This window comes from Longitalea arenae, from assembly GCF_016924755.1.
GTDB classification, from domain to species: domain Bacteria; phylum Bacteroidota; class Bacteroidia; order Chitinophagales; family Chitinophagaceae; genus Niastella; species Niastella arenae.
Window position 1 is genome coordinate 237830 of record NZ_JAFFJX010000002.1, and the last position, 24700, is coordinate 262529.

At 47.1% G+C, this 24700-nt stretch carries 17 protein-coding genes; 12 read left to right on the forward strand and 5 right to left on the reverse strand.

The genetic code is table 11. From position 1 onward, the window contains the following. Nucleotides 1–31 precede the first annotated feature (31 nt). From JT717_RS05990 to JT717_RS06005, 4 genes are all read right to left on the reverse strand, one after another. The gene (locus JT717_RS05990) at nucleotides 32–3082 is read right to left on the reverse strand and encodes an efflux RND transporter permease subunit (RefSeq protein ID WP_205509292.1); all 3051 of its coding nucleotides are present in this window, start codon (nucleotides 3080–3082) and stop codon (nucleotides 32–34) included. A 148-nt stretch (nucleotides 3083–3230) separates the two neighbouring features. Beyond that, nucleotides 3231–4271 carry an efflux RND transporter periplasmic adaptor subunit gene (locus tag JT717_RS05995; RefSeq protein ID WP_205509293.1) on the reverse strand — a complete coding sequence of 347 codons (1041 nt, stop codon included), beginning with the start codon at nucleotides 4269–4271 and terminating at the stop codon, nucleotides 3231–3233. A gap of 253 nt (nucleotides 4272–4524) precedes the next feature. After that, on the reverse strand, nucleotides 4525–5889 hold the full coding sequence (locus JT717_RS06000) for a TolC family protein (protein ID WP_205509294.1): 1365 nt from the start codon (nucleotides 5887–5889) through the stop codon (nucleotides 4525–4527). 68 nt (nucleotides 5890–5957) lie between these two features. Further along, complete coding sequence (locus JT717_RS06005; protein ID WP_205509295.1) at nucleotides 5958–6590, reverse strand: TetR/AcrR family transcriptional regulator; 633 nt, start codon at nucleotides 6588–6590, stop codon at nucleotides 5958–5960. A 161-nt stretch (nucleotides 6591–6751) separates the two neighbouring features. On the opposite strand from JT717_RS06005, the gene JT717_RS06010 reads away from it, so the two are divergent. From JT717_RS06010 to JT717_RS06020, 3 genes are all read left to right on the forward strand, one after another. Beyond that, complete coding sequence (locus JT717_RS06010) at nucleotides 6752–8710, forward strand: DNA polymerase III subunit gamma/tau (RefSeq protein WP_205509296.1); 1959 nt, start codon at nucleotides 6752–6754, stop codon at nucleotides 8708–8710. 272 nt (nucleotides 8711–8982) lie between these two features. Beyond that, the gene (locus tag JT717_RS06015; RefSeq protein WP_205509297.1) at nucleotides 8983–10632 is read left to right on the forward strand and encodes a pyruvate dehydrogenase complex dihydrolipoamide acetyltransferase; all 1650 of its coding nucleotides are present in this window, start codon (nucleotides 8983–8985) and stop codon (nucleotides 10630–10632) included. 330 nt (nucleotides 10633–10962) lie between these two features. Next, nucleotides 10963–11817 (forward strand): hypothetical protein, encoded by an 855-nt coding sequence (locus tag JT717_RS06020; RefSeq protein ID WP_205509298.1) that lies wholly within the window; start codon nucleotides 10963–10965, stop codon nucleotides 11815–11817. 104 nt (nucleotides 11818–11921) lie between these two features. On the opposite strand, the gene JT717_RS06025 is transcribed toward JT717_RS06020, so the two are convergent. Then, entirely contained in the window at nucleotides 11922–13763 is a 1842-nt protein-coding gene (locus JT717_RS06025; protein ID WP_205509299.1) for an outer membrane protein assembly factor BamB family protein, read from the reverse strand. 409 nt (nucleotides 13764–14172) lie between these two features. On the opposite strand from JT717_RS06025, the gene JT717_RS06030 reads away from it, so the two are divergent. From JT717_RS06030 to JT717_RS06070, 9 genes are all read left to right on the forward strand, one after another. After that, nucleotides 14173–14772: a hypothetical protein gene (locus JT717_RS06030; RefSeq protein WP_205509300.1), complete on the forward strand. Its 600-nt coding sequence runs from the start codon at nucleotides 14173–14175 to the stop codon at nucleotides 14770–14772. Between the two features lie 36 nt (nucleotides 14773–14808). Then, nucleotides 14809–16395 carry a flotillin family protein gene (locus tag JT717_RS06035; protein ID WP_205509301.1) on the forward strand — a complete coding sequence of 529 codons (1587 nt, stop codon included), beginning with the start codon at nucleotides 14809–14811 and terminating at the stop codon, nucleotides 16393–16395. 90 nt (nucleotides 16396–16485) lie between these two features. Next, nucleotides 16486–17349, forward strand: coding sequence for a UbiA family prenyltransferase (locus JT717_RS06040; RefSeq protein WP_205509302.1), 864 nt, complete (start codon nucleotides 16486–16488; stop codon nucleotides 17347–17349). Then, nucleotides 17342–18442 (forward strand): type III polyketide synthase, encoded by a 1101-nt coding sequence (locus JT717_RS06045; protein WP_205509303.1) that lies wholly within the window; start codon nucleotides 17342–17344, stop codon nucleotides 18440–18442. The genes JT717_RS06040 and JT717_RS06045 overlap by 8 nt, the downstream gene beginning before the upstream one ends. 84 nt (nucleotides 18443–18526) lie before the next feature. Then, nucleotides 18527–19279 (forward strand): methyltransferase domain-containing protein, encoded by a 753-nt coding sequence (locus tag JT717_RS06050; RefSeq protein ID WP_205509304.1) that lies wholly within the window; start codon nucleotides 18527–18529, stop codon nucleotides 19277–19279. A gap of 39 nt (nucleotides 19280–19318) precedes the next feature. Next, entirely contained in the window at nucleotides 19319–20458 is a 1140-nt protein-coding gene (locus tag JT717_RS06055) for an NAD(P)/FAD-dependent oxidoreductase (protein WP_205509305.1), read from the forward strand. Beyond that, complete coding sequence (locus JT717_RS06060) at nucleotides 20442–21956, forward strand: DUF5723 family protein (protein ID WP_205509306.1); 1515 nt, start codon at nucleotides 20442–20444, stop codon at nucleotides 21954–21956. The genes JT717_RS06055 and JT717_RS06060 overlap by 17 nt, the downstream gene beginning before the upstream one ends. Nucleotides 21957–22654: 698 nt before the next feature. Beyond that, complete coding sequence (locus tag JT717_RS06065) at nucleotides 22655–23161, forward strand: GbsR/MarR family transcriptional regulator (protein ID WP_205509307.1); 507 nt, start codon at nucleotides 22655–22657, stop codon at nucleotides 23159–23161. A 325-nt stretch (nucleotides 23162–23486) separates the two neighbouring features. Then, the gene (locus tag JT717_RS06070; RefSeq protein WP_205509308.1) at nucleotides 23487–24581 is read left to right on the forward strand and encodes an epimerase; all 1095 of its coding nucleotides are present in this window, start codon (nucleotides 23487–23489) and stop codon (nucleotides 24579–24581) included. Nucleotides 24582–24700: the final 119 nt, after the last annotated feature.

A 24700-nucleotide genomic window follows, 5' to 3' on the forward strand; every position in this document is an offset into this window, starting at 1 on the left:
ACCGGTCTCCCTGCGCCCGCTCTCTGCGCTATCAACCTGTCAACACCTCACTGATCTTCGGCGCCAATAATTTATACAGCACCGGCGTTACGATCCTGGTCAATAAAGTTGAACTGATCAATCCCCCGATGATCACCAAAGCAAGTGGTGAATACAAAGGATTATTTTCCATTACGAGTGGCAGCAATCCACCGATCGCAGTTAAGGTGGTTAGAATAATGGGCACAAACCGCGTTTCACCCGCCTCCTGGATGGCTTTATCGAGACTCATACCCTGTTTGCGAAGCTGATCGGTATAATCAACCAGCAAAATTGAGTTTTTTACTTCAATTCCGATCAGGGCAATCAAACCAATTACAGCCACAAATGAGAAAGTGTTGCCGGTAGCCAGTAACATCAGCACGGCGCCGATAATTCCCAATGGTATTACTGAAAGCACTATGAGCGTTCCGCGAAATGTTTTGAACTCCAGGATCAGCGTACGCAGGATCCCGAAGATGGTTATGAGAACAATGGTGCCTAATCCGCCAAAGCTTTCCTGGCTGGCCTCTACTTCCCCGGCAGCCACATAATGCGAATTTGGTGGAAAACGCATGGTATCCAGTTGCTTTATGATACCCTCCGTTAGTTTACCGGTGTTGTACCCGCTTTGCACAAATGCAGTGGTCACCGTATAGCGATCTTTATTGTAGTGTTTGATCGTGACAGGAGAAGTTTCAAAGCGGATATCGGCTAATTGGTTCAGGGGAATGGAAGCGCCGGTCAAACTGCTTACATATACTTTACCAAATGCATCGAAGGTTTGCCTTTCTTCACGCGGCAGGGTAACCGTAATATTGTATTCATCACCATTCTCTTTTCTGAAAGTGCCAATGTTCAGTCCGGCTACCGCCATCCGGATGGTGCGGTCAATCTCATTTACCGGAACGCCCAGCAACCCTGCTTTTTCTTTATTAACCTTCACCCGCAGATCGGTTTTCAGGGTAGTGAGCTCATTGTTCACATAAATGGTGCCGGGTGTCTTTTTTAGCAGCGCTTCTACGCTAGCCGCCAGCCTGCGTAAAGTATCCAGGTCTTCACTAAACAGGCGGATCGCGATCGGCGCCTCTACCGGCGGGCCCTGTTCAAAATCCTTTACTTCAATTTTTGCATTGGGATAATGTTTGAATTTTGCCCGTAATTCATCTATCAGTTCTCTTTTTTCCGCAGGGGGTGTTTCTTTCAATTGCACAAAGAGCTGCGCATAATTGCTCACTTCGTTCTGTGGTATCACATTATAATATATCCGCGGGTTGCCACGGCCTACATTGGTAGCATAATTCTTCAAATCGGGAATATTGTTGATCTCCTTTTCCACATACCGGGCTACCTGGTTGGTGGCTTGCAAACTGGTGCCCAAAGGCGTTTCAATATTGATGAGGAACATCGGCTTTTCAGACGCGGGGAAAACACTAAACCCTACTACCGGCACCAGGGCCAGCGAGCCCACAAAAATGGCCAGTGCTACCAGGAGGGTGGTAACCGGACGGGCAATGGCGGTATTCAGTAATCGGCGATAGGAACCACCAATGAATTTTTTCAAACCCCGCATGAACAAATTGCCCTCAGGGTTCTCATGATTGCTTAAGATCCGGCTCGATAGGAACGGCACGATCGTAAGCGAAACAAACAACGAGGCCAGCACCGTGGTAACAACCGCAGCCGGTAAACTACGGATGAAATCTCCAGCGCCTTCCGGCAGGAACATCAGCGGTAAAAAGGCAAATATTAAAGTGATGGTACAACCGATCACCGCCAAACCGATCTGTTTGGTGGCCGACATAGCTGCTTCGCGCCGGCTATACCCCATGCGCAAATAGCGCTCGATATTCTCTACCACCACAATACTATCATCAACCAGTAAACCCAATGCGACCACCATGCCGACAATGCTCAGCTGGTTAATGGTTATTCCAAACAGGTCGAGTAAAAACAGACCAATGGCCAGTGACAGGGGTATTGATATCATTACTACTATGGATGCGCGCACACCCAGCGGCAGGAGCGTCAGCAAGACAAGGAATATGGCAATAGCGAAATCCCGGGTAAAGCCGCCGAGCCGCGTACGAACGCTCTGCGCATTATCGAAGCTTTGTTCATAGCTGATGTTTTTTGGAAGCTCTTTGCGAAAATGGTCAAGCACCGGTTTTATTTCTTTTTCAACGGCGAAAATGTTAGTGCCCATCTTACGGCTGGCCGTAACAAATACACCACGTTTACCATTTAACCGCGCGATATAGGTTTGTTCTTCATAATTGAAATCTACCTGCGCAACATCTTTCACATATACCAGCTTTCCATTCACATTGCTTACAATGGTATTTCTGATCTCCCCGATGCTTTTATAATCTCCGCTGGTCTTGATGTTGAATTTCTTCTCCCCCATTTCAATACTGCCACCCGGGATATTCACATTTTCGCTTTGAATAGCACCCAGTACTTTATTCAATGGAATATTATATTGCGCTAGTTTTTCCAACTGTAGCGACACCCGTACCTGCTGCTGGGGAAAGGCCCAGTTGTCAACATTTTTTAAGGTTTTAATCTTTTCCAGGCGTTCTTTCAATTGCTTGCTCCATTCCTCCAGGTCTTTATAAGGTGCTGTTTCACTCAACAGCGCTATTTGCAAGATGTTTACATCTGATGGGTTGAACTTCAGGATATCAATATCCAGGATATCGTTTGGCAATTCATTGCGAAGGGCATCCATTTCACGAACAACGTCCTGGTATTTTTTATCAGGATCCATTTCGTATTTGAACTCTACCTGGATCACAGCCAATCCATCATCTATACGGCTGATGACACGTTTGATATCATCCAGCTCATTCATCCTCTTTTCCACCGGATCAACCACCAGTTCTTCCATATCTTTCGGACTGGTACCGGGATACACCACCACGACACTGAACTGGGGCGCTGCAAAGTCGGGATCTTCGCCACGCGGCATGTTCAGGAGTGAATTAACACCTATTGCGATCAGCATCACAAACACGATGAGTGTGAACTGATAATTTTTTACAGAGAAATCAGTTATCTTCATAACAGCCTGGTTTGAATTTGTAACATTGTTTTAAAGCGCAGTAACTGAAAACCGGAGTTGATGTCTTTTATTGGTCTGATCGTACCATTCGCTCAACACCGTCAACAGTTCATTTCCAATAGAAGAATCCTCTTTCATATACGATGTTTTATTGTATTACTTTCACAATAGATCTGTGTGTCAGATAGCCTACCCCTTCGGTGATGACTTCTTTTGCACTGTCTAATCCACTCACGATGGCCGCTTTATTGTTTTCAAGAAATGCGATGGTCACTTTGTTCCTGGTGACTGTTTTTCCATCGGCATTAACGGTATACACATAACCCGTTTTGCCATCTGCTTCGGAAATGGCGCCGATAGGTACCAGGGTGACTGTTTGCTCGGCGGCTGGCTGTAAACGCACGGTAGCAAATAAACCGGCCGCAAAACGCGCTCCGCCTGGTAATACTTTTACTTCTATTTCATAAGTGCCACTTGCCATGTCGGCGCCCTGGGCTATTTCGGTAATGATGCCGGTAAAAGTTCTGTTGGGATAAGCATCTATTTCTACGGACGCCTTATCGCCTCTTTTCAATACAGCCCAGTCTTTATCTGATACCCCAAAGCGGATCACCCAGTCATTACCCGCTGTGCCATTGAATTCGAATACGGGCGAACCGGGATTGGCAAATTCTCCTTCATTCATGAGTTTTTTCAGAATGGTGCCGCTTTCGGTGGCGCGGATCTGCGCATATTGCTGGTTGAAACGCGCAATGCGCAAACCTTCTTCTGCAACCTGTAGCTGGGTGGTAACGTTCTGCAATTGTTCCAGGGTAGCCACAGTATCGTTGTACAGGTTCTTTACCCGGTTCACATCCCGTTGTACTTTTTCAACACCCTGCGCAGCCTGCTGCACCTGTGCATTTATTTCGGTAAGATTGAGCGTTGCCAGCAGCTGTCCTTTTACAACATGATCGCCCTCTTTTACATATATTCTTGAAATGATACCGCCTGTTTTGAACAATAACCTGGCTTCGGCAGTAGAGGCCATAATACCTGAATATTTTAGGACCGGTGCATAACGGGTAGTGGTAACCGGCTGCAGTTTTACGGCAATAGCTTCATCGGTTACACTGTCCGCCTGTGAACCGCCGTTGCAGGCTGATAATAAACTTGCTGCTACCGGGATCAATAGAAATATGCGTTTCATGTGATAATTTTTTTATTGTTTCTTTTGCCACATGGAATTTGCCATAAAAATTTCCATCGCACTCGACATTAGTTTGCTCGAAAATTTTTATCGCTTATTTCAGTTTGAAAGATTTTTGTTAAATGAGGGGTTTGCTCTTAATGAATGGCTAATGTTGGGATTGTGCGATTTTGAGATTTCCGGATTTTGAGATTTAGGGATTTGGCACTGGGGGTGAGGTTCAAATTGGAACTAATGCCGAAATACCCAAATCTCAAAATGAGAAATCATAGGAGGCGGTCGCCCTTTCCAGTTCAGCAGCGCGGGCTAACACAGCGAGCTGCGCCAGGGAATAATTCAGCTGGGCATTGGTTAACTGGGTGCGGGCATCAATGAGCTCTAATTGCAGGGCCTGCCCTTCACGGAACCGCCTTTCTGCAAAACGATAGGTTTCTGTAGCACTTTGCACTTCATCTGTACGTGCGGCCAGGGTTTGTATGGCCGAACGGTAATTGGCGGCCGAAGTAAACACCTGCAATGTGAGTTGCTGCGCTACATCTTTGTACTGCGTGTTAAGCTGCTCGAGGTCCAGCTCCGATTGCCGGATCTTATACTTATTATCATTGCTTTTGAACAGATCCCATTTGAACTGCAGTCCGCCTAACTGGTAGAACTGATCATTGTTGAAGTGAAAGCCGAACCCCTGAAAGCCGATATTATAAAAAGCGTTGAGTTTAGGCACCAGGTAATTACGGTTCATCTTAAGACTGGTGCCCAGTACTTTTTGAGCGCTTTGTAATTTCATCAGCTCTTCCCGCTGCGCCGGCAGTTCCAACGGGGCATTGATAGTGGTATTCAGCCGTTCGAACAAGGTTGTATCGGCAAGAATCGGCGCATCCAGTGATTGATTTAAAAGACAATTGAAATAAGCGGCCGCATTTAACTGCTGATTGTTTGCAGCGATCAGAGAGGCTTTCACCTGGCTCACCTGGGCTTTTGCTCGTAACACCGATTCTTTGGTGGCCATGGCATTCTGCATTAATTTATCGCTTACCCGCAGGTTTTCACTGGCCAGTGCCAGCGCATTCGTATAAATGTCAACGGCTTTACCGGCCTGCAGGTATTGATAATACGCTTCCTTGATATTCTTCACCAGTTCGCGTTTATAGATATCGATATCCGCCTGTTGATTATGGATCATTTCCTGCTTGATCGCCTTGTTGTAATGTAGATCTCTATTCACTATCGGCACTACTACTTCCAGCCTGGTGTCGTGAAAGTCGTTTGGCAGAAAGGCGATGGACTGGTTCTCCACCTGCGGAAATTTGTTCTGTCCGGTTAGCTGATTAAGCGTAGCATACACATTATTCAAGAGGTCGCCGATGGGAATATCCTGTGTACGGCCGCCAGTTGCCAGGGTATATTGTGAATTGAGGCTGGCCTGCGGATAAAATAAGGCTTTCGCGCGTTTCAGGTCCAGTTCGGCCTTCTGCCGGTCGAATGTTTTCTGCTGCAGCGCCAGATTTCCTTCCAGCCCTTTTTTAATATATTGATCGAGAACTGTTTGTGCAGTTGCAGAATAGGCAAAAAACATCCCCGCAACCCCGATAGCGATCGGGACTGATAGACTCTTTTTCATAAGTCGATCTGTTTATTTTATGATGTAAATATTCTTAACAGTGTTAATCATTGAAGCAAAAAAAACCATTAGGTTTTATTGCCGGATGCGTCGAGCACATTTAACAACCAGGTCAGTCCTTTATTCATCATCGGCACCATTTCTTCCCGGGGTACTAATTTATCGAAGCGGTTACGGATAGCCAGGGCCACCATACCATGAACCATACCCCAGATCGCCATTGCAATCGCATGTACATCGCCTTTCTCTATCAGGTTCTTATCCATGCATTCCTGGATGGTCTCCTTCAACTTGCCCAAGGCCTGGTCACCGCTTTTCCACTGGCAATTGTCTATCGTTTGTAAAGCTTCCATGGGCGCCTGCAGGATGAACATCAGATCATAGAATTCGGGGTTCTCCAATCCAAACTTCATGTAGTACTCGCCCATTTTGTGCAGACGAACGACCGGGTTCTTTATTGTAAAAATGTCGGCCGTATATTCAGCCATTTTCTGAAATCCTATTTCATGCAAGTTGAACAGGATCTCGTTCTTGTCCTTGAAATACAGGTACACCGTGGTTGGACTGTATTCAATAAGATCGGCGATCTTTCGGATGGAAACATTTTCATAGCCTTGTTCCACAAATAGTTTCATGGAAGCGTCTAATATTGCCTTTCTCAGATCCTGCTTTTGTTTTTCTTTTCTTTCCGCAATGCCCATAATAGTTAATTAACGACACAAATATACTTAACACTGTTAAGTTGTCAAATTTTTATCCCCTTTTCTTTAAAACTTTCTAAACCCCACTTTCACAGCAAAAGAAGGTGACTTGTGCCTACTTTAGCCGGGATTTCACATTATTCTTACATTTGCGACATACCATGGATAAATTCATTGTTTCAGCCCGGAAATATCGTCCGCAGACCTTTGATACGGTCGTGGGACAAGCCCATATTACCACCACCCTGCAAAACGCGATCAAAAACCGCCAGCTGGCGCATGCCTTCCTGTTCTGCGGTCCGCGCGGGGTTGGTAAAACTACCTGTGCCCGTATTCTGGCTAAAACCATCAATTGTGAGAAGCCTACGCCGGAAGGCGAGGCCTGTAACGCCTGTCCCTCATGTGTGGCTTTTAATGAAGGAACTTCGCTGAACATTCATGAACTGGATGCGGCCAGTAACAACTCGGTAGACGATATCCGCTCCCTGGTGGAACAGGTGCGCTTTGCTCCCCAGGCCGGAAAATATAAAGTATATATCATTGACGAGGTGCATATGCTCAGTTCCTCGGCGTTCAATGCTTTTCTTAAAACGCTGGAAGAACCGCCTTCTTATGCCATCTTCATTCTGGCCACTACCGAAAAGCATAAGATCCTGCCCACCATCCTCAGCCGATGCCAGATCTTCGATTTCAAACGCATTACCAGCAACGATACGGTAGAACACCTGCAGCACATTTGTACAAAAGAAGAGATCAATGCCGAGAAACCGGCTTTGCAGGTAATTGCCCGCAAGAGTGAAGGTTGTATGCGCGATGCGCTCAGCATTCTCGACAAAATAGTAAGTTTTACAAGCGGCACGGTCACTTATCAGAATACCCTGGAACATTTGAACATCCTGGATGCAGATTATTATTTTAAAATGATCGACTGCATGCAGCAGCAGGACCTGGCGGGGGCTATGTTGCTCTATGACGACATAGACCGCCAAGGCTTTGAAGGCGACCTGGTGTTGAATGGTTTTTCAGAATTCATTCGCAACCTGCTGGTATGTAAAGATGAAAAAGTTGCCAGATTGCTGGAAGTAGTTGAAAGTTTCCGCGACAAATACATTGCTACTGCGCAAAAAACGCCGGTAGCGTATCTTATCAGCGCGCTGAATATCCTGAACGAAGCCGAGATCAATTTCAAAGGCGCCCGCAACAAAAGATTACACACCGAACTGGCCATTATAAAATTAACCTACCTGCAGCAGGCCCTGGAACTGACGGCCACCGGCGATGGTATTGGTAAAAAAAAAGTAGTTGAAAATGCGCAGTCGGTTGCTTTCCGCAAGCTGGGCATGGTAGAAGCCAAAAGTCAGAAACCGGAAGCGGGAGGGCAGAGGTCAGCGGCCGGAGCTCAGAAGCCGGAAGCACGAAGCCAGCAGCCCGAAGCGGGAGCGCTGCCGCAAGCACAGCAAAACGCAACAACCGCCTATCGCCAGCCCTCCGATGAAGCCAGGTTGATGATAGAAGAACCTTCGGTTGATTATATCAGTCCGGAAGAAGAGGAACAGAATTATCTGAACGCCATGCAATCGGCGCCCACATCGGGTCAGCCGCAGCCGGCGAACCGGCCACTGGCAACGACCGCCAAAACTTCCTCTGCTGCCGCGGGCAGCCAGGGCGGTGCGGCGAAACTTGGCACCCTGGAATCCATCCGCCAGAAATTCGCCAACAAACAGGTAGGAAATGCCAATCCGGTCATTCCGCTGACGTATGATAAATTGCGGGAACACTGGGCCAACTTCTCTCAAAAATTAAAAGACAATAAGAATCCTGCCGCCCAATCTTTCGACCTGGCGCAATTGATAATTGTTAACGAGAACGCTTTCGAGATCGTTACGAACAATAACCTGGAGCAGAAATTCATTGAAGGAGAAAGGCGTGAACTGTCGGAGTACATGCAGCAGCATTTCAATAACCGCACCTTATTGTTCACGATTGTCGTTACCGACAATCCGGTCATCCAGGAGCCAACGGAGCGTCCTCTTTCAACAAAGGAGCAATACCAGAAGCTGGTGGAACAGTATCCGCTGGTGAATGAGCTGCGAAGCAAATTGAAATTAGGTTTTGATTAATGCCGGTTACCGGTTTGCTGGTACCAGTCGCCAGCTTTAACGTCGAGCCTTTAAAGGTAAATAATACAAATTATGGCATGAGCCGGCAACTATGACCCCGCCTGTGGGCCGGACAAGCTCTAATATGGAGACATTTACTTAAAATCTCCTCTGATCGCATGTTTCGGGAAACCGGTATCCGGTAACTGGCAACCGGTTTTTCCAATTGCTCATTTTGCTGTAATTTCGACCACTCAAATCGAAAAATCAGAAATATCAAATAAGAAATATTTATGGCTGAAGTGATCTTAATGCCCCGCCTGAGCGATACCATGACAGAAGGCGTGATAGCGGCCTGGCATAAAAAGGTAGGCGACAAAGTAAAGAAAGGCGACTTACTGGCTGAGGTGGAAACCGATAAGGCCACCATGGAACTGGAAAGTTATAAAGATGGCACCCTGCTTCATATTGGTACTGAGAAAGGGGGAAAACTACAGGTAAATGATCTGCTGGCCATTATTGGTAACGCCGGCGAAGACATCAGCTCCCTGCTGGGTGGTGGCGGTCAGAAAGCCGCAGCTTCAGCCGCACCCGCAAAACCGGAAGAACCTGCCAAAACAGAAGCCAAAGCCGAAGCCAAACCTGCCGGCGAATCACTCGATCTGGCCAATATGCAGGAAGTGATCCTGATGCCCCGCCTGAGCGATACCATGACAGAAGGCGTAATTGCCGCCTGGCATAAGAAAGTGGGCGACAACGTGAAAAAAGGCGATCTGCTGGCCGACGTGGAAACCGATAAGGCTACCATGGAGCTGGAAAGCTATAAAGAAGGTAAATTATTATATATCGGTGCACAAAAAGGCGACAAGGTTCCTGTAAACGCCCTGCTTTGCATCATTGGCGATGAGAAGAAAGTAGATGTAGAAAAGATCGTAGCTGCCGCCAAAGGTGGCGTGATGACCAGCGGAGGCGCTGCCAAAAGCCAGCCCGAAGCTGCTGCCCAGACTACCCAAACTGCCAGTGCACAGACGCAGACAGCTGCTCCTGCTGCTACTTCAGAAAATGGCCGCGTAATTGCTTCTCCCCTGGCCAAAAAATTAGCTTCAGAAAAAGGTATTGATATTTCGAAAGTAGCCGGATCCGGCGACGGTGGCCGCATCATTAAAAGAGATATTGACAATTACGTTCCTGCTGCAGGCGGACAACAGGCTGCTGCAACAGCTGCTCCTCAACCAGGCAAGGCTCCTGCTATTGCTGGTCAGGAAAGCTATGAAGAGATCCCTGTATCGCAAATGCGTAAGGTAATTGCCAAACGTTTGTCTGAAAGCAAATTCACTGCTCCTGAATTCTACCTCACCATGGAGATCAACATGGATAAAGCAGTAGAAAGCAGGGCAAAGCTGAATGATATTTCTCCGGTTAAGATCTCTTTCAACGACATGGTATTAAAAGCCTGCGCCATTGCCCTTAAACAACACCCATGGGTAAACAGCAGCTGGAGAGGTGATCACATCCGCATGAACCATCATGTGAATATCGGTGTGGCCGTAGCTGTTCCTGAAGGCTTACTCGTACCCGTTGTACGTTTTGCCGATCAGAAATCATTATCACAGATCGCTACAGAAGTAAAAGATTACGCAAAGAAAGCAAAAGATAAAAAACTGCAACCCAGCGATTGGGAAGGCAGCACCTTTACCATCAGTAACCTGGGTATGTTTGGCATTGAGGAATTCACCGCCATCATTAACCAACCAGACTCCTGCATTCTGGCCGTAGGCGCCATTAATCAGGTTCCCATTGTAAAAGATGGTCAGATCAAAGTAGGTAATATCATGAAAGTTACCCTAACCTGCGACCACCGCGTGGTTGACGGTGCAACGGGTGCCGCATTCCTGCAAACCCTGCAAGGTTTACTGGAAGAGCCCCTGCGCATGCTCGTGTAATTAATTCATTGTAACCTGAAATAAAGTAGGTCTCACCGTTGTGGTGGGACCTTTTTGTTGGGGTATGGGCGGTTGCAGTGAGCAGTTGGCAGTTCGCAATTCGCAGTTGGCAGTTTGCAGTGGGCAGTTGGCAGTTCGCGGTTGCCGTTGGCAGCTGGCAATTGGCATTCAAACGGCGGCCTTGTTGCCTTTCTGCCTTTTTGCCTCGTTCCTTGTATTGCCTTGCTGCCTTTCTGCCTTGTATTGCCTTGTTGCCTTTCTGCCTTGTATTGCCTTGTTGCCTTTTCCCTACTTTTTAGCTACTTTTATCGCCATTCAAGACCCAACCCCATGAAACCTATATTACTGTTCTTCTCTGCCATCATAATTCTTAACTCCTGCTCTGATAATGCCAGCACCGGACTGCCTTTCACCAAAGATTCGCTGATCGGCAACTGGATGATGATCAGGGTAAAACAAAACGCAATCATCCTCTCCGGACGCAGCGATGCATTTTACGATTACCGCGATTCAGTAATGGAGCCTTTATACAATAACCTCGAAATGGCCGCCTTTCGCTTTCAACCTACAGGCGTGGTGACGGTTGACGAAGGCAAGGTTGAAAAAACAACCGGGAACTGGGTGTTCAACGACAAACGGGAACTCCTGATGCAGTATAAATACCTTATCGAAAAAAACAAATCCCTGTTCTCGGTAAAACATTACTGGCACGATAGCCTGCAGCTGGAAAATGTGATCGAGAGAAATACAGACACAATGTATGTCACTTACTACCTTGTAAAATTAAGGACCAACGATACCGTTCCCGACCTCTTCGACCCTGCCATCAATAAATGGCGCGAAAGACCACAACAGGCCGAAAGCGAAGATGCCATTAAATTACGGCTGAAACAGGTTTTATATTATTACTCCGCCTACTTTGCCAACATTTCAGCCAACAAAGTACCGTACTTCAATATCACAAAGATCCTGGCCCCTATTAAGTTCTATAGCGGCGGCATTGGCGTTAAACGTTATAAGGAAGACGACGACTGGACGAAGGTCTTTTACGATAACGAGGACGCAAAAAAAGCACACGTGATGCTTAATCATGCTTTCGATAACATTAAAGGTTACCCTGACAGAGGCCGCGATTATGTACAGGAATATATAGCTGCCCTGAAGATGGTAGCTGATGCTTTATAGTGAATGGACAATAGCAAATAGTGAATAGGTCGCAAATGTGCAGATCAATAAACGGACTTGCACCGCCGAACGACATTGACCATTCACCATTGGCCATTGATTAATTATTTAACGCTTAGCAACACCACCTTCCCATCCATGGTAGAAGCAATCAATTCTTTCTTACTCAGCACCCGTATGGTATTTACCATGGAATTATCGATCTTGTAAGCCCAGCTGGTCTTTTGAGTAGCGGGATCAATAGCGTATACCACGCCATTGCGTGTACCAAAGAATACCTGCCCGTCTTTTTCAATCAGCATCGATGGCACATGCTCATAGCCAAAACCGGCATTCATTACCCAGGCAGGCCGCTGTTCGGTGCGGCTCGTAGCATATGCCGCCACCGTATCCTGCATGGTTTTTCCGTATACGTACTTACCATCGGCCGAAATGCCGATCGATTCCCGTACGCGCGTTTCACTATTCTTCCATAATGTATTGCCTGTAATTGCATCAATGGCGTATAAGGTTCGGTTCGGACAAACCACATACACTACACTGTCATGCGCCACCGGAATACAGGCGGCAGGCGAGAAATTGATGACGGAAAAACCCGGGTTCCATTGCCAGGCCAGCTGTCCGTTACTCCTGTTCACTGCATATAAATGTTTATCCCAGGCGCCGAAGATCACTGAATTACCATAGATCAAAGGGGTGCTCACCACCGGCCCCTGAAGGCCGTTGAAGGTCCAGATAGCAGCGCCGTTCTTTAAGTTCAGCGCCCTGAAACGATGATCGCTGCCCCCAATGAAAACCGTATCGCCAACGATCACCGGGGAACCCAGCACTGAAGCATCCGTTTTTACTTTCCAGATCAATTGTCCCGAGCTAACATTTAAACAATAGACATGGCCATCACCTGAGCCCAGCACCAGCTTTCCGGCCTGCACCGCAGGTGAAGAAAAAACAGCGCCATTCGTTTTATAACTCCATTTCTTTTTACCGTCTTTTTGCGACAAAGCCATTACGACCCCGTTCTGGTTTCCGAAAACCACGAGGTTATTGGCAACTGCCGGTGTGGATATCACATTGGCATCGGAAGAATATACCCATTTCGGTTTTACCTGAGGGTAATTTGTATTGATGACATAGGAAGGCCGCTCAAAACGTTTGGATGTATCGATCTTACTGAATGTAACTTTCGTCCAGGAAGGCAGGGTTTCAACGCCCGGCCTGCGCTCGGTATACACTACGGAGTCATTATAAACATCCACCAGGTTATAGCCGCCAACCGCAGCTTTGGCGCGCAGGTTCGAACGGCCCATCACCCCGGGAATACCTTCAAAATTCAATGCATGGTTATTATGACCATGACCACAAATAATAAGTTTTGTATTAAAGTGTTTCAAGCGGTCAGTGATCTCGTACCAGTTATCGAGACTGTTATCAATGGGATAATGATTACAGAAAATAATGGGCTTGTCTTTGGGGGTTTTAGCCAGCAGGCTATCGAGCCAGACAATGGCGCTGCGGGGAATATGTCCATCGCTCATTCTTACATAGGGGCCTGAAGCGCAGCCAATGAAACGAACGCCATTGTAATCGAAATGAAATTTGTCGTAACCGAAGGTGCTGGTATAATGGTCGCCACCGCTTTCACTCCACCCCGTGTCGTGATTACCCGGAATGATATAATACTTCACTTTTAAACTGTCGAGGATCTGTTTCGCAACCAGCAACTGGGCATCGGTGCCCAGTTCGGTAATATCGCCGGTGATGATCACGAAGGCCACATCAGGCTGTTCGTTGATATCCCGAACGGTTCGGCGCAAGTCTTCCTCGGCCGATCCATTAGGTGAACCGACGTGGGTATCACTGATATGAATAAAACGGAAAGATTTAATTTGTGCCGAAAGGGTCATGCACCCCAACAGCAACATGGAGATAATAAAAAGCCTTTTCATGGCTGGCAAATTAATATATAATTGAGCTGCAACTACCAGCACAAAACAGCAAGCATATTAAATTATCATTTCGGGGATTTGAGGTTTGCGGATCTTTCGATTCTGACCTTTCTGGATTTTGCCAAAAGGTTAGCATCTAACTACGTCTCAAAGATGCCGTAATCGCATATCAGAAAACTTAGGACTCGCCTGTAATTTTTGCATTATTTCCGCTACCAATTATAAAAGAATGCAACATGATGAACGCCGAACGTGAAACACCAAAAACCAAACGCTTAATGCGGTACGCTTAATGCTGCTTTCCGCATCAGCGAACGTTGAGTAGGCAGGCTTTGATCCAGGACCGTAGCGATCAGCATTTACCGTTCTACGTTCTGCGTTTTCCACTCAATTAAAACCCTTAACCACTATGTTACTAAGTATTGCTGACTGGTGGCAGCACCTCGGGAACTTCGAAAAGGTCCTTTGGGGTATTGCCCTTGTGTTCTCTTCACTTTACCTGCTGCAAAGCGTATTATCCATTTCGGGCGGTGATGCCGATCATACGGGTGGTGATGCAGACAGCGATGTAAACCACGATGATGGTATAGATCACCAGTTCTTTACGATCAAGAATATGATCGCATTTTTCACCATGTTCGGCTGGGTGGGCATTGCCAGCCATTACAGTGGTATGAGCAAGATAACAACCATTCTGCTTGGCCTGGCTGCAGGAACCATCCTTGTGTTAATGATGATGTTCATTTTGAAGAATATGAGCAAACTGCGTCACAATGGCGCCATGCAAATGCAGAACGCGATCAATAAAACAGGTACTACTTATCTTTTTATTCCAGCCAAAAGGGGCGGCGTTGGTAAAGTTCATATTAAAGTGCAGGGAACACTGCATGAATTGCCGGCCATTACAGATGATGAAACAGAAATTGCCACCGGCAAACTCATCCGGGTAAAGAACATTATCAACGACCGCATTTTACTGGTAACAGTTGCAGACAATAGTCTTTTTTAAAAATCAACCAACATATCAACCCTTAATTTTCCACGTATGGATTACATTCTCATTGCGGTGGCAGGAACTGTGCTGTTCCTGTTCATCCTTATCATTTCGATGTTCAGACGATACAAACGATGTCCCAGTGACCGGGTGCTCGTTGTATACGGTAAAGTAGGCCGCTCACAAGATGGTACTGAAGGTAACCTGAGCGCCAAATGTATTCACGGCGGCGCCGCTTTTATCTGGCCCATCATCCAGGATTATTCATTCCTCGACCTTACGCCAATTTCCATTGAAGTGAACCTTACCAATGCGTTAAGTAAGCAAAACATCCGCGTTGATGTGCCTTCCCGCTTTACGGTTGGTATATCAACCGAACAGGGTGTTATGCAGAATGCCGCTGAACGTTTGCTGGGTTTGCGGCAAGATCAGATCCATGACCTGGCAAAAGATATTATCCTGGGACAAATGCGGCTGGTAGTGGCCATGATGGATATTGAAGAGATCAACAGCAACCGGGATAAGTTCCTCTCAAATATTGCTTCTAACGTTGAAGCGGAGCTGAACAAGATCGGCCTCAAAATGATCAACGTAAACGTAACCGATATTAAAGACGAAAGCGGTTATATTGAAGCGCTGGGTAAGGAAGCTTCTGCGAAAGCCATCAATGAAGCAAAGAAAAGCGTGGCCGAGCAGGATAAAGTGGGTGAAATAGGTAAAGCGATCGCCGAAAGAGAACGCGACATCAGCCTGAAGCAAACCCAGAAAGAGCGCGACGTACAGATTGCCGAAACACAACGCGACCGCGATACCAGGATCGCCGTAGCTGAAAAAGACAAAGAGATCCTCATCGCAGGGGCAAAAAGAGATGAACAGATCGGCAAGGTAGAAGCAGAAAGAGATACCCGTATCAAATCGGCAGAAGCGAACTCTATTGCGGTACAGGGGGAAAACCTGGCAAAGATCCAGATCGCCGATTCAGAAGCTTCCCGTCGTGAACGCGAAGCGGAAGCCCTCAAACGCGCCATCGCTGCTGAAAAAGTACAGGCGGCGAAAGCTTTGGAAGAAGCATACCTCGCTGAACAGAAAGCGGAAGATGCACGTGCTGAAAAAGAACGTGCATCTCAAAACGCGAACATTGTGGTAACCGCTGAGATCCAAAAACAGAAAGCCATCATTGAAGCGCAGGCCGAAGCCGAAAAGATCAGGGAGAAAGCAAAAGGGGAAGCAGACGCCATTTATGCGAAACTGGAAGCGGAGGCGCGTGGTATGTATGAGATCCTGACCAAACAGGCGGAAGGCCTTGACAGGATCGTGAAAGCTGCCGGCAATAATCCGAAAGATGCCGTGCTCTTGCTCATCTCAGATAAACTGCCTGAGCTGGTAAGAATGCAAACCGATGCTATCAAGAACATCAAGATAGATAAGGTTACAGTTTGGGAAAACGGCCAGAACGGCGCTGACAAAAGCTCAACCGCCAACTTTATATCGGGCATGTACAAGGCGGTACCTCCGTTAAAAGATATATTTAACATGGCTGGTATGGACCTGCCCTCTTACCTGGGCCATACAAAGAAAGAGGAGCAGAACCACAAGGAAATAGCGAATAACGCAACGGAACTTATGGTAAAAGAGTAATATACCGTTAACCGTATTACGGTTCGCAACAAGCCACGGTTACTATATTATCACTATCTTTAAAGAGTCCCGCAACAAGCGGGGCTCTTTATGTTACGATCATCTACCATACAATTACTTCGGTTTCATTTTTCCTTCTTTCTGTTACCGGTATACCTATTCGCTGTAAGCCAGGTACCGGCTATTCATACAGCAGATGCCCTGCTGATCTTTTTTATACTGCATTTGCTGGTGTATCCTTCGAGCAACGGGTACAATTCTTATATGGATCGCGATGAAACGAGTATCGGCGGCATTAAAACGCCGCTCCCGCCTACCCGGCAGTTATTCTATGTAAGCATAATGATGGACCTCATGGCGATCGGTTTAAGCTTCATCATCGGCTACTGGTTTACTATTTGCATAGTGGCTTATATAGCCGCATCAAGAGCATACAGTTACCGGGGCATCCGGCTGAAGAAATATCCGGTTGCAGGCTATCTGACCGTCATCATTTTTCAGGGCGCCGTAACATTTTTTATGGTATATCATGGAAGCAGTATCAATAAAACACTGGCAGTGCCGCCAGCCGGCATGGCAGCGGCCAGTTTACTGATCGGTGGGTTTTATCCGCTCACCCAGATCTATCAGCATGAGGCCGACAGGAAGGACGGCGTTATTACCATCAGCGCTTTACTGGGCTACCGCGGCACTTTTATTTTTACCGCCCTGGTGTACAGCATAGCAATGTGTGTGCTTGCCTGGTGGTTCATCAGCCATGACCAACAAATAAAGTTCCTTGCATTAGCAACTATGATGCTGCCCATTCTCGTATATTTTTTCAGTTGGGCCGGTTTGGTTTGGAAAGATGAACAAAGGGCCGATTTTTCCAATACCATGCGCATGAATATACTGGCGTCTATCTGCACGAATCTGGCTTTTCTTACCTTATTAATCTGGAGGGGATTTGAGTAAAATTATTGCCATTGGTACTGCGGTGCCTTCATTCCGGCACAATCAACAGGATATTCTGCAATTCATGCAGCTGATCTATTCGTACACAGAGGCCGACAGGCGACGCTTGCGCTTTTTGTACCATCAGAGCCATATCGATACCCGTTATTCCGTCATTCCCGATTACAGCCGTCCCTGTGCTGAATGGAAGTTCTATCCACATAGCGAAAACCTGGAGCCATTTCCTTCGCTGGAGCAACGCATGACCTGGTATCACAAATACGCCCCGCAGTTGTCGGTAAATGCCATTCGCGATTGTCTCGATGGCAAATTATCAGAATCGGCTATCACCCACCTGATCACGGTCAGCTGCACCGGCATGAGCGCTCCCGGGCTCGACCTGTATGTAATGGAGCTGCTCGATCTGCCGCGGCACACGGCGCGCTCTTCTATCAATTTCATGGGCTGTTATGCCGGCATTCATGCATTGAAAACAGCCGACGCCATTTGCAAAGCCGACCCGCGGGCGAAAGTACTGATCGTATGCACCGAACTGTGCACATTACATTTTCAACGCGAGCCAACGATCGACAATATTGCATCGAGCCTCTTATTTGCCGATGGCAGTGCTGCTGCCGTTGTAACCGCCGATGATCATCCCGCCAAAGGCATTCGTCTCGATGGATTTTATTCAGAAGTGATCCCCAAAGGCAAAAAAGACATGGCCTGGGAAATTTCATCTACGGGCTTTCTGATGACCCTGAGCAGCTATATACCCGATCTGCTGGAAGAGGATTTCAGCCATTTCACTTCCAGGGCGCTGGCAAACTCGGGGTTAAGCCTCCAGGATATTGGCCACTGGTGTATACATCCGGGCGGAAAGAAAATCCTCGAAGCCGTTCACAAAACACTGTCGTTACCTGCCCACGAATTACAGGCTTCGCACGATATACTGCAGCAATATGGCAACATGTCGTCGCCTACCATACTGTTCGTGCTGAAGAAAATGATGCCTTCCCTCCTCCACAACCATAACAGGAAAGAACATATTTTCGGCGCGGCCTTCGGCCCGGGCCTCACTATGGAAACCTTTGTAGCCTCTGCGAATTCCTAATATTTTGTTATTAGCCGTCAGGCTGCATCTTTCCGGCGGCTTTGCCTGTTTCGCGGGTCGATTAGAAAATCATAAATTACAATCGTGAATTTTCGCCACCGATCATACCAGCTTGAATTGCTCGACCGTCCGGATATTCCATTTGAAGACATCGAACGGAATATGCAGGAATTGAATTTCATTAATACCTGGCTGGGCGGCCATGCGATCACGCTCCAAGGCGTACAGGCCATACTGAATATAGAAAACCCTGCACCGCCGACCGAAGTTTTCGCGAAGCCGGTCACCATTTGCGAAATAGGTTGTGGCGGTGGCGATAACCTGGCAGCGATTCAAAAATGGTGTAACCAAAAGAGCATCCCGGTAAACTTTATCGGCATTGACATCAACCCCCATTGCATTGATGTTGCCGGCAAAAGATTGCTGGATAACACCCAACTCATCAATGCAGATTACAAGACCGTTGAACTAAAGGCGCAACCGGATATTATTTTCTCTTCCCTGTTCTGCCATCACTTTTCAGACCGGGAAATGGTAAAGCAGCTGCAATGGATGAAAAGCAATGCCCGGCTCGGGTTCTTTATAAATGATCTGCACCGGCACCGGGTGGCTTATTATTCCATTAAACTGCTCACTGCTTTGTTTTCGAACAGTTACCTGGTAAAACACGATGCGCCTTTGTCGGTAGCCCGGGGATTCACCAGGGAAGAATGGTTGCAGTTTTTCAATATAGCCGGCATTAGTGAATGCTCCATTGAATGGAAATGGGCCTTTCGCTGGCTGATCGTATGCAGGAATACAAAACCAGAAAATAACACTAACCGGAAAAGGGAATAAGGCAAACACAACTATTTACAGAAACAGTAAAACCTGAACTTGAGCCTTCAACCCAAATATGATATAGCTATTGCAGGCGGAGGACTGGCAGGACTTGCCCTGGCCATTCAAAGCGCCCGTGCAGGTTACAAAACCCTGCTGGTGGAAAAAGAAAAATATCCTTTTCACAAGGTATGCGGCGAGTATATCAGCCTCGAAAGCTGGAATTTTCTGCAGGATCTCGGCCTGCCCCTGAGCGACATGCAGCTGCCTGTTATCAACCGGTTACTCATCAGTACACCTGATGGTAACTATCTTGAAACCACGCTGCCACTGGGAGGTTTTGGCATCAGCCGGTATACGATCGATAGCCTGCTGGCCAATATTGCCCGGCAGGAAGGCGTTACCATGCTTGAAGAGACCAAAGTAATGAATGTGGTATACCGCAACAATGCATTCCTGGTGTTTACCAGCAAAGGCGATATGGAAGCCCAGGTTGTAGCCGGCGCATATGGCAAAAGAAGCAACCTGGATGTGAAATGGAAAAGACAGTTCACTACAGTAAAACCCAATAAGCTGAATCACTATATTGCCGTAAAGTATCATATCCGCACGCATCATCAGGCCGACCTGATCGCCCTCCACAATTTTGAAAATGGCTACTGTGGAATTTCCCAAATTGAGGAAAACAAATATTGCCTCTGCTACCTCACGACGGCTGCTAACCTGCGCAAATGCCGGAATGATATTAGCAGTATGGAAAAGGATATTCTTATGAAGAATCCTTTCCTGGAAAAGATATTTTCCAACGCTGAAATGCTCTATGAAGAGCCATTAACCATTTCCAGGATCTCTTTCAACAAAAAAACACAGATCGAGAACCACGTCCTGATGATCGGCGACACAGCAGGGCTTATTGCACCCTTGTGTGGTAATGGCATGAGTATGGCCCTGCATAGCAGCAAACTAGCCTTCGAAGAGATCAATTCGTTCTTACAGGGACGAATTAACCGCTATGAAATGGAAATTCAGTACACCCAGCAATGGGAAAAAGAATTTGGCCGGCGCCTCCAGGCCGGACGTTTATTGCAAAGTTTTTTCGGAAGCACTATCCTATCCAACGTACTCATAAAACTGGTAAAGCCTTTTCCAAAGTTTGTAGCGTTCCTAATACAGCAAACACATGGAAAACCCTTTTAAGCGGAGAACTTCTTTATTGCCTGTTATAATTTTACTGCTGGTTTACGCGCATGGTCATTCGCAAAATTATTATGCGATCCAGGGCAGCAATTATGCAGGCAGCCTGGGCATTGGCAATAACCCGGCCTCCATCGTTAATACACCTTACAAATGGGATATCGATCTGTTTTCAATACAGGAGAAAAATGCCACCAATGGCGTTGTCATCCGTAATTATTCCTACCTGGGCAATCCGCGCAATTCTGAATATACTATTGAAGAAGGTGATTTCCGTCGCTTTGCCTATACCGACTTTAATGTAAACCTGTTGAACGCACGCCTGGCGCTCAATCGCAAACAGGCTATCGGCATAGGCATTAACCTGCGGGGTTATGCCCAGGCAAGCACAGGCCCGGTAAATTTTATCGATACCTTAGGATCAACGCGCGACTTTTTTGACCTGGGTAATTATACCCGGAAATTATATGGCGATATGGTGCACAGCAGCTGGGCTGAGTTTTTCGTTACCTGGGCGCAAACCATCTGGGACCGTGCAGACGCCCGCCTCAATGCCGGCATTACCGCAAAGGTCTCCCGCGGCCTCTCCGGCGCCTATATCAACATCGTGAACGGCACCGTGTCGCAAACCATCCATGGTAATTCCTTTGCCTATACCATGGAAGATGCCTTTGTAGAATATGCCTACTCCCATAATTACGATACCTGGCAGGACGAAAAAAATACCAGGCAGAACCTAAAGGATTTTCTAAAAAATACCCAAACCGGCCTTTCTTTCGATCTGGGTGCGGAATACCTCATCAAACCCGGACAGGTATCGGCTGTTTTTGATGAAGACACTTATTACGACTATGACTGGAAGATCGGATTATCGATACTGGATATTGGATTCAACCGATTTCAGTATGGGCGGAACAGCCGCGTTCATACCGGCTTCCAGGACAATATCACCGACACCGTGCTTGATATCAGATTCGCCGACATAAGCAACCTCGACGACTTTAATAACAGAGTGGTTGGTGTTGCCGGCAGCAGCCAGCAGCCAGGGGGTAGATTTCATGTCGTGAATCCTACAAGGCTGGTATTGAACGTTGACCATTTTATCACCGGCGCCTGGTATGTAAATGGAAATGCATCATTGAACCTGTCATCGTTAAGTGGCAGCCAGTGGCGCCTGTCTGAATTGAATATGCTGACCATTACACCCCGTTGGGAAACCAGGCGCCTGGGCTTTTACCTGCCTGTGCATTTTAACACCAAAGAACAGTTGTGGGTCGGCGGGGCTGTAAAACTGGGGCCTTTGTTAATGGGTGTTCATAACTGGGCCACTGTATTTTCCAAAAATAAAACACAAAATGGTGGCGCTTATCTTGCCCTGGTTATCCGGCCAGGTAAACATACGGACGAGCGTACAGATAAAAGACTTAGCTGTCCCAAAGAACGCATTAGATACAAAAAGAACCGCCTGGGCCAGCAATTAAGTTGCCCGCCACGGCGATAATGCTTGCGGACGGCGCAGGAACCGAATGACGTGAACCATAAGAAATTGCATGCAGGCCCCCGCGGCGCATTTCGTTTATTGCGCATAAAACGCCTTTAGCGGTACCTGCAGCGCGTTAACTTTTATCGATTTGTATCACCGACATGGGGAGTACCCCCCGTTTCTTACCAGCGCATCCACACGCTTAAGATTTGCATCATCGGTTGTGGTACCCACATAGCCTCACCAGCGCATCCCTTGCGTTGATTAATCTGGTCACCAGCGGGCACTCGTTAACGATTTGTATTACCGGTTGTAGTACCCGTATTGCCTCACCATCACCGCATGCACTGGCTAACGATCTGTATACCGGCTGTAGTACCCGTATAGCCTCCATCACATGCAGTTCCTAACGATTTGCATTACCGGTTGTAGTACTCACATAGCCCCATCACCGCATGCACTCCCTAACGATTGTATTACCGGCTGTAGTACCCGTATTGCCTCACCATCACGGCATGCACACGCTAACGATTTGTATACCAGCTGTCCCCGCATAGCCTCCTTCGCATCCACTCGCAACGATTTGCATTCCGACTTCGAGTGCCGCAGCCTGGCTGCTATATTAACACCGGCACACCCACCTGCACTTTATAAAATATATTTCACTAAGTTTTGAAACTTCAGAAATAGAGCCTAATTTTGAGTGAAGGAATATTATGAAACTGGAAGAAGCGCAACAGCAATTCATTGCCTCCTGGGGGGCCTTCGGATCCCATTGGGGCATTAACCGCACCATGGCGCAGATCCATGCATTATTGATGATCAGTCCTGACCCGTTGAGCCAGGATGACATCATGGAAAAGCTGAACATCAGCCGGGGGAATGTAAATATGAATATCCGTGACCTGGTAGACTGGGGACTGGTATTTCGCATACTTATCCCGGGGGAACGAAAAGAGTTTTTTTCTGCCGAAAAAGATATTTGGAAAGTAGCCACGCAGATCGTGAAAGAACGGAAGAAAAGAGAGCTGGACCCCATGCTGCGCCTGCTCGATCAGTTGGAAGACGTAGAGGGCGATAAAAAAGACAAACACATTAAACAGTTCACCGAAACCATCAGCAGCATCAGGCGCTTCGGCTTACAGGCCGATAAAATGCTCGATGGTCTGGTCAGGGCCGATGAGAATTGGTTCCTGGGCAACCTGATGAAAATCTTCCGGTAAACAGCCGGCTTCGAATAATGCAGAATGACGGTGCTTATTAATCTTGTGCCAAGCCCGGAACAACTGTGAAATATTACAGCGATCATCAACTATAATGTATACATTCAAAATTGCCGGTTCGCCGGCTTTTATTAAGCCTATGCATTTCACTATTTTCTGAAAATATGAAAAGAATGGATAAAGTCCTGGTGTACGAATGCAAACATGGTTAACTGCTACCACCTTATCTCGTCTGTGAACCCGCCAGTGCGATCGGCTTATGCTATCTGCCTGTTTGTGCCTTTTGCGAAATAAACAGCGCCTCTCAACCTTTAAACGCACATGTATGAAACACAAAAAAATAGTCATTGCCGGCGGTACAGGATTCATCGGCCAGGCAATGGCCCGGTATTTTGGCAAAGAAAATCATGTAATAATACTCAGCCGCCAGGTAGTAGACAATCAGAATAACAATTATGAGCAACCGCTGGTTACAGCAGCTGGCGGCTATAACATTACTTACTGGCGATGGGATGGAGAACATGTAGAGAAACATTGGCTGCAGGATCTTGATGGAGCAGACATTGTTATAAACCTTGCCGGCAAATCGGTGAACTGCCGCTATACTGAAAAGAACAAATCGCAGATCATCAAGAGCCGTACGCAGGCTACCAAAACCATTGGAGAAGCCATACGGCAATGTATCGTTCCGCCAAAACTTTGGATCAATGCCGCTTCAGCAACTATTTACCGGCATACGACCCACAAACCCAACGACGAGTTCACCGGCCTTATCAGTGAGGCGAGGGCCGACAATATGCCGTATTCCTTTTTCGATCAGCTGCGATACAGGTACAAAAAATGCATGATACGGTTAAAGGAAGGCAGAAACAGCGAGCGCTATAAAGAACTTGACAAGGATTTCTCGGTACAGGTTTGCAAACAATGGGAACAGGCGCTTTTTGACCAACGCACGCTTTTTACCCGAAAAATTGCATTGCGCACGGCTATTACGCTGGGACAGGGCGGTGTAATGATCCCTTACTGCATTCTGGTAAAAGCCGGGCTAGGGGGCTATCAGGGCAATGGCAAACAAAGGTATAGCTGGATACACATAGAAGACCTGTGCCGGATGATTGAATGGTGTTATGAGCACAATGAGCTGGAAGGCATTTACAATGCCAGTGCACCGACGGCCGTGACCAATGCCGAATTTATGCATACCCTGCGCCGGATAACAGGTAAGCGTTTCGGCCTGCCGGCCTTTACGTGGATGCTGGAAGCCGGCGCTGCGCTCATAGGCACTGAAACAGAATTGATCTTAAAAAGCCGCTGGGTGTATCCGGCCAGAATGCTGCGATCCGGCTTTTCGTTCAGGTATAACGCACTGGAGCAAGCGCTCGCAGATATCATGAGTAAACTGCCCGGGAAAAAATATTAATTTTTAGAATATCAATCGGTGGTGCATTGCATCGCGTTATGAACACATTATGTACTGTTTTGTTTACCGGGAAATATTATAGTTTTGAATGACAACCATTGCCGTAAACAGATTGTTTT

Excerpts from the sequence above, each read along its gene's own strand:
- JT717_RS05990 (WP_205509292.1), bottom strand. The coding sequence starts at position 3,082 with ATGAAGATAACTGATTTCTCTGTAAAAAATTATCAGTTCACACTCATC.
- JT717_RS05995 (WP_205509293.1), bottom strand. The coding sequence starts at position 4,271 with ATGAAACGCATATTTCTATTGATCCCGGTAGCAGCAAGTTTATTATCA.
- JT717_RS06000 (WP_205509294.1), bottom strand. The coding sequence starts at position 5,889 with ATGAAAAAGAGTCTATCAGTCCCGATCGCTATCGGGGTTGCGGGGATG.
- JT717_RS06005 (WP_205509295.1), bottom strand. The coding sequence starts at position 6,590 with ATGGGCATTGCGGAAAGAAAAGAAAAACAAAAGCAGGATCTGAGAAAG.
- JT717_RS06010 (WP_205509296.1), top strand. The coding sequence starts at position 6,752 with ATGGATAAATTCATTGTTTCAGCCCGGAAATATCGTCCGCAGACCTTT.
- JT717_RS06015 (WP_205509297.1), top strand. The coding sequence starts at position 8,983 with ATGGCTGAAGTGATCTTAATGCCCCGCCTGAGCGATACCATGACAGAA.
- JT717_RS06020 (WP_205509298.1), top strand. The coding sequence starts at position 10,963 with ATGAAACCTATATTACTGTTCTTCTCTGCCATCATAATTCTTAACTCC.
- JT717_RS06025 (WP_205509299.1), bottom strand. The coding sequence starts at position 13,763 with ATGAAAAGGCTTTTTATTATCTCCATGTTGCTGTTGGGGTGCATGACC.
- JT717_RS06030 (WP_205509300.1), top strand. The coding sequence starts at position 14,173 with ATGTTACTAAGTATTGCTGACTGGTGGCAGCACCTCGGGAACTTCGAA.
- JT717_RS06035 (WP_205509301.1), top strand. The coding sequence starts at position 14,809 with ATGGATTACATTCTCATTGCGGTGGCAGGAACTGTGCTGTTCCTGTTC.
- JT717_RS06040 (WP_205509302.1), top strand. The coding sequence starts at position 16,486 with ATGTTACGATCATCTACCATACAATTACTTCGGTTTCATTTTTCCTTC.
- JT717_RS06060 (WP_205509306.1), top strand. The coding sequence starts at position 20,442 with ATGGAAAACCCTTTTAAGCGGAGAACTTCTTTATTGCCTGTTATAATT.
- JT717_RS06065 (WP_205509307.1), top strand. The coding sequence starts at position 22,655 with ATGAAACTGGAAGAAGCGCAACAGCAATTCATTGCCTCCTGGGGGGCC.
- JT717_RS06070 (WP_205509308.1), top strand. The coding sequence starts at position 23,487 with ATGAAACACAAAAAAATAGTCATTGCCGGCGGTACAGGATTCATCGGC.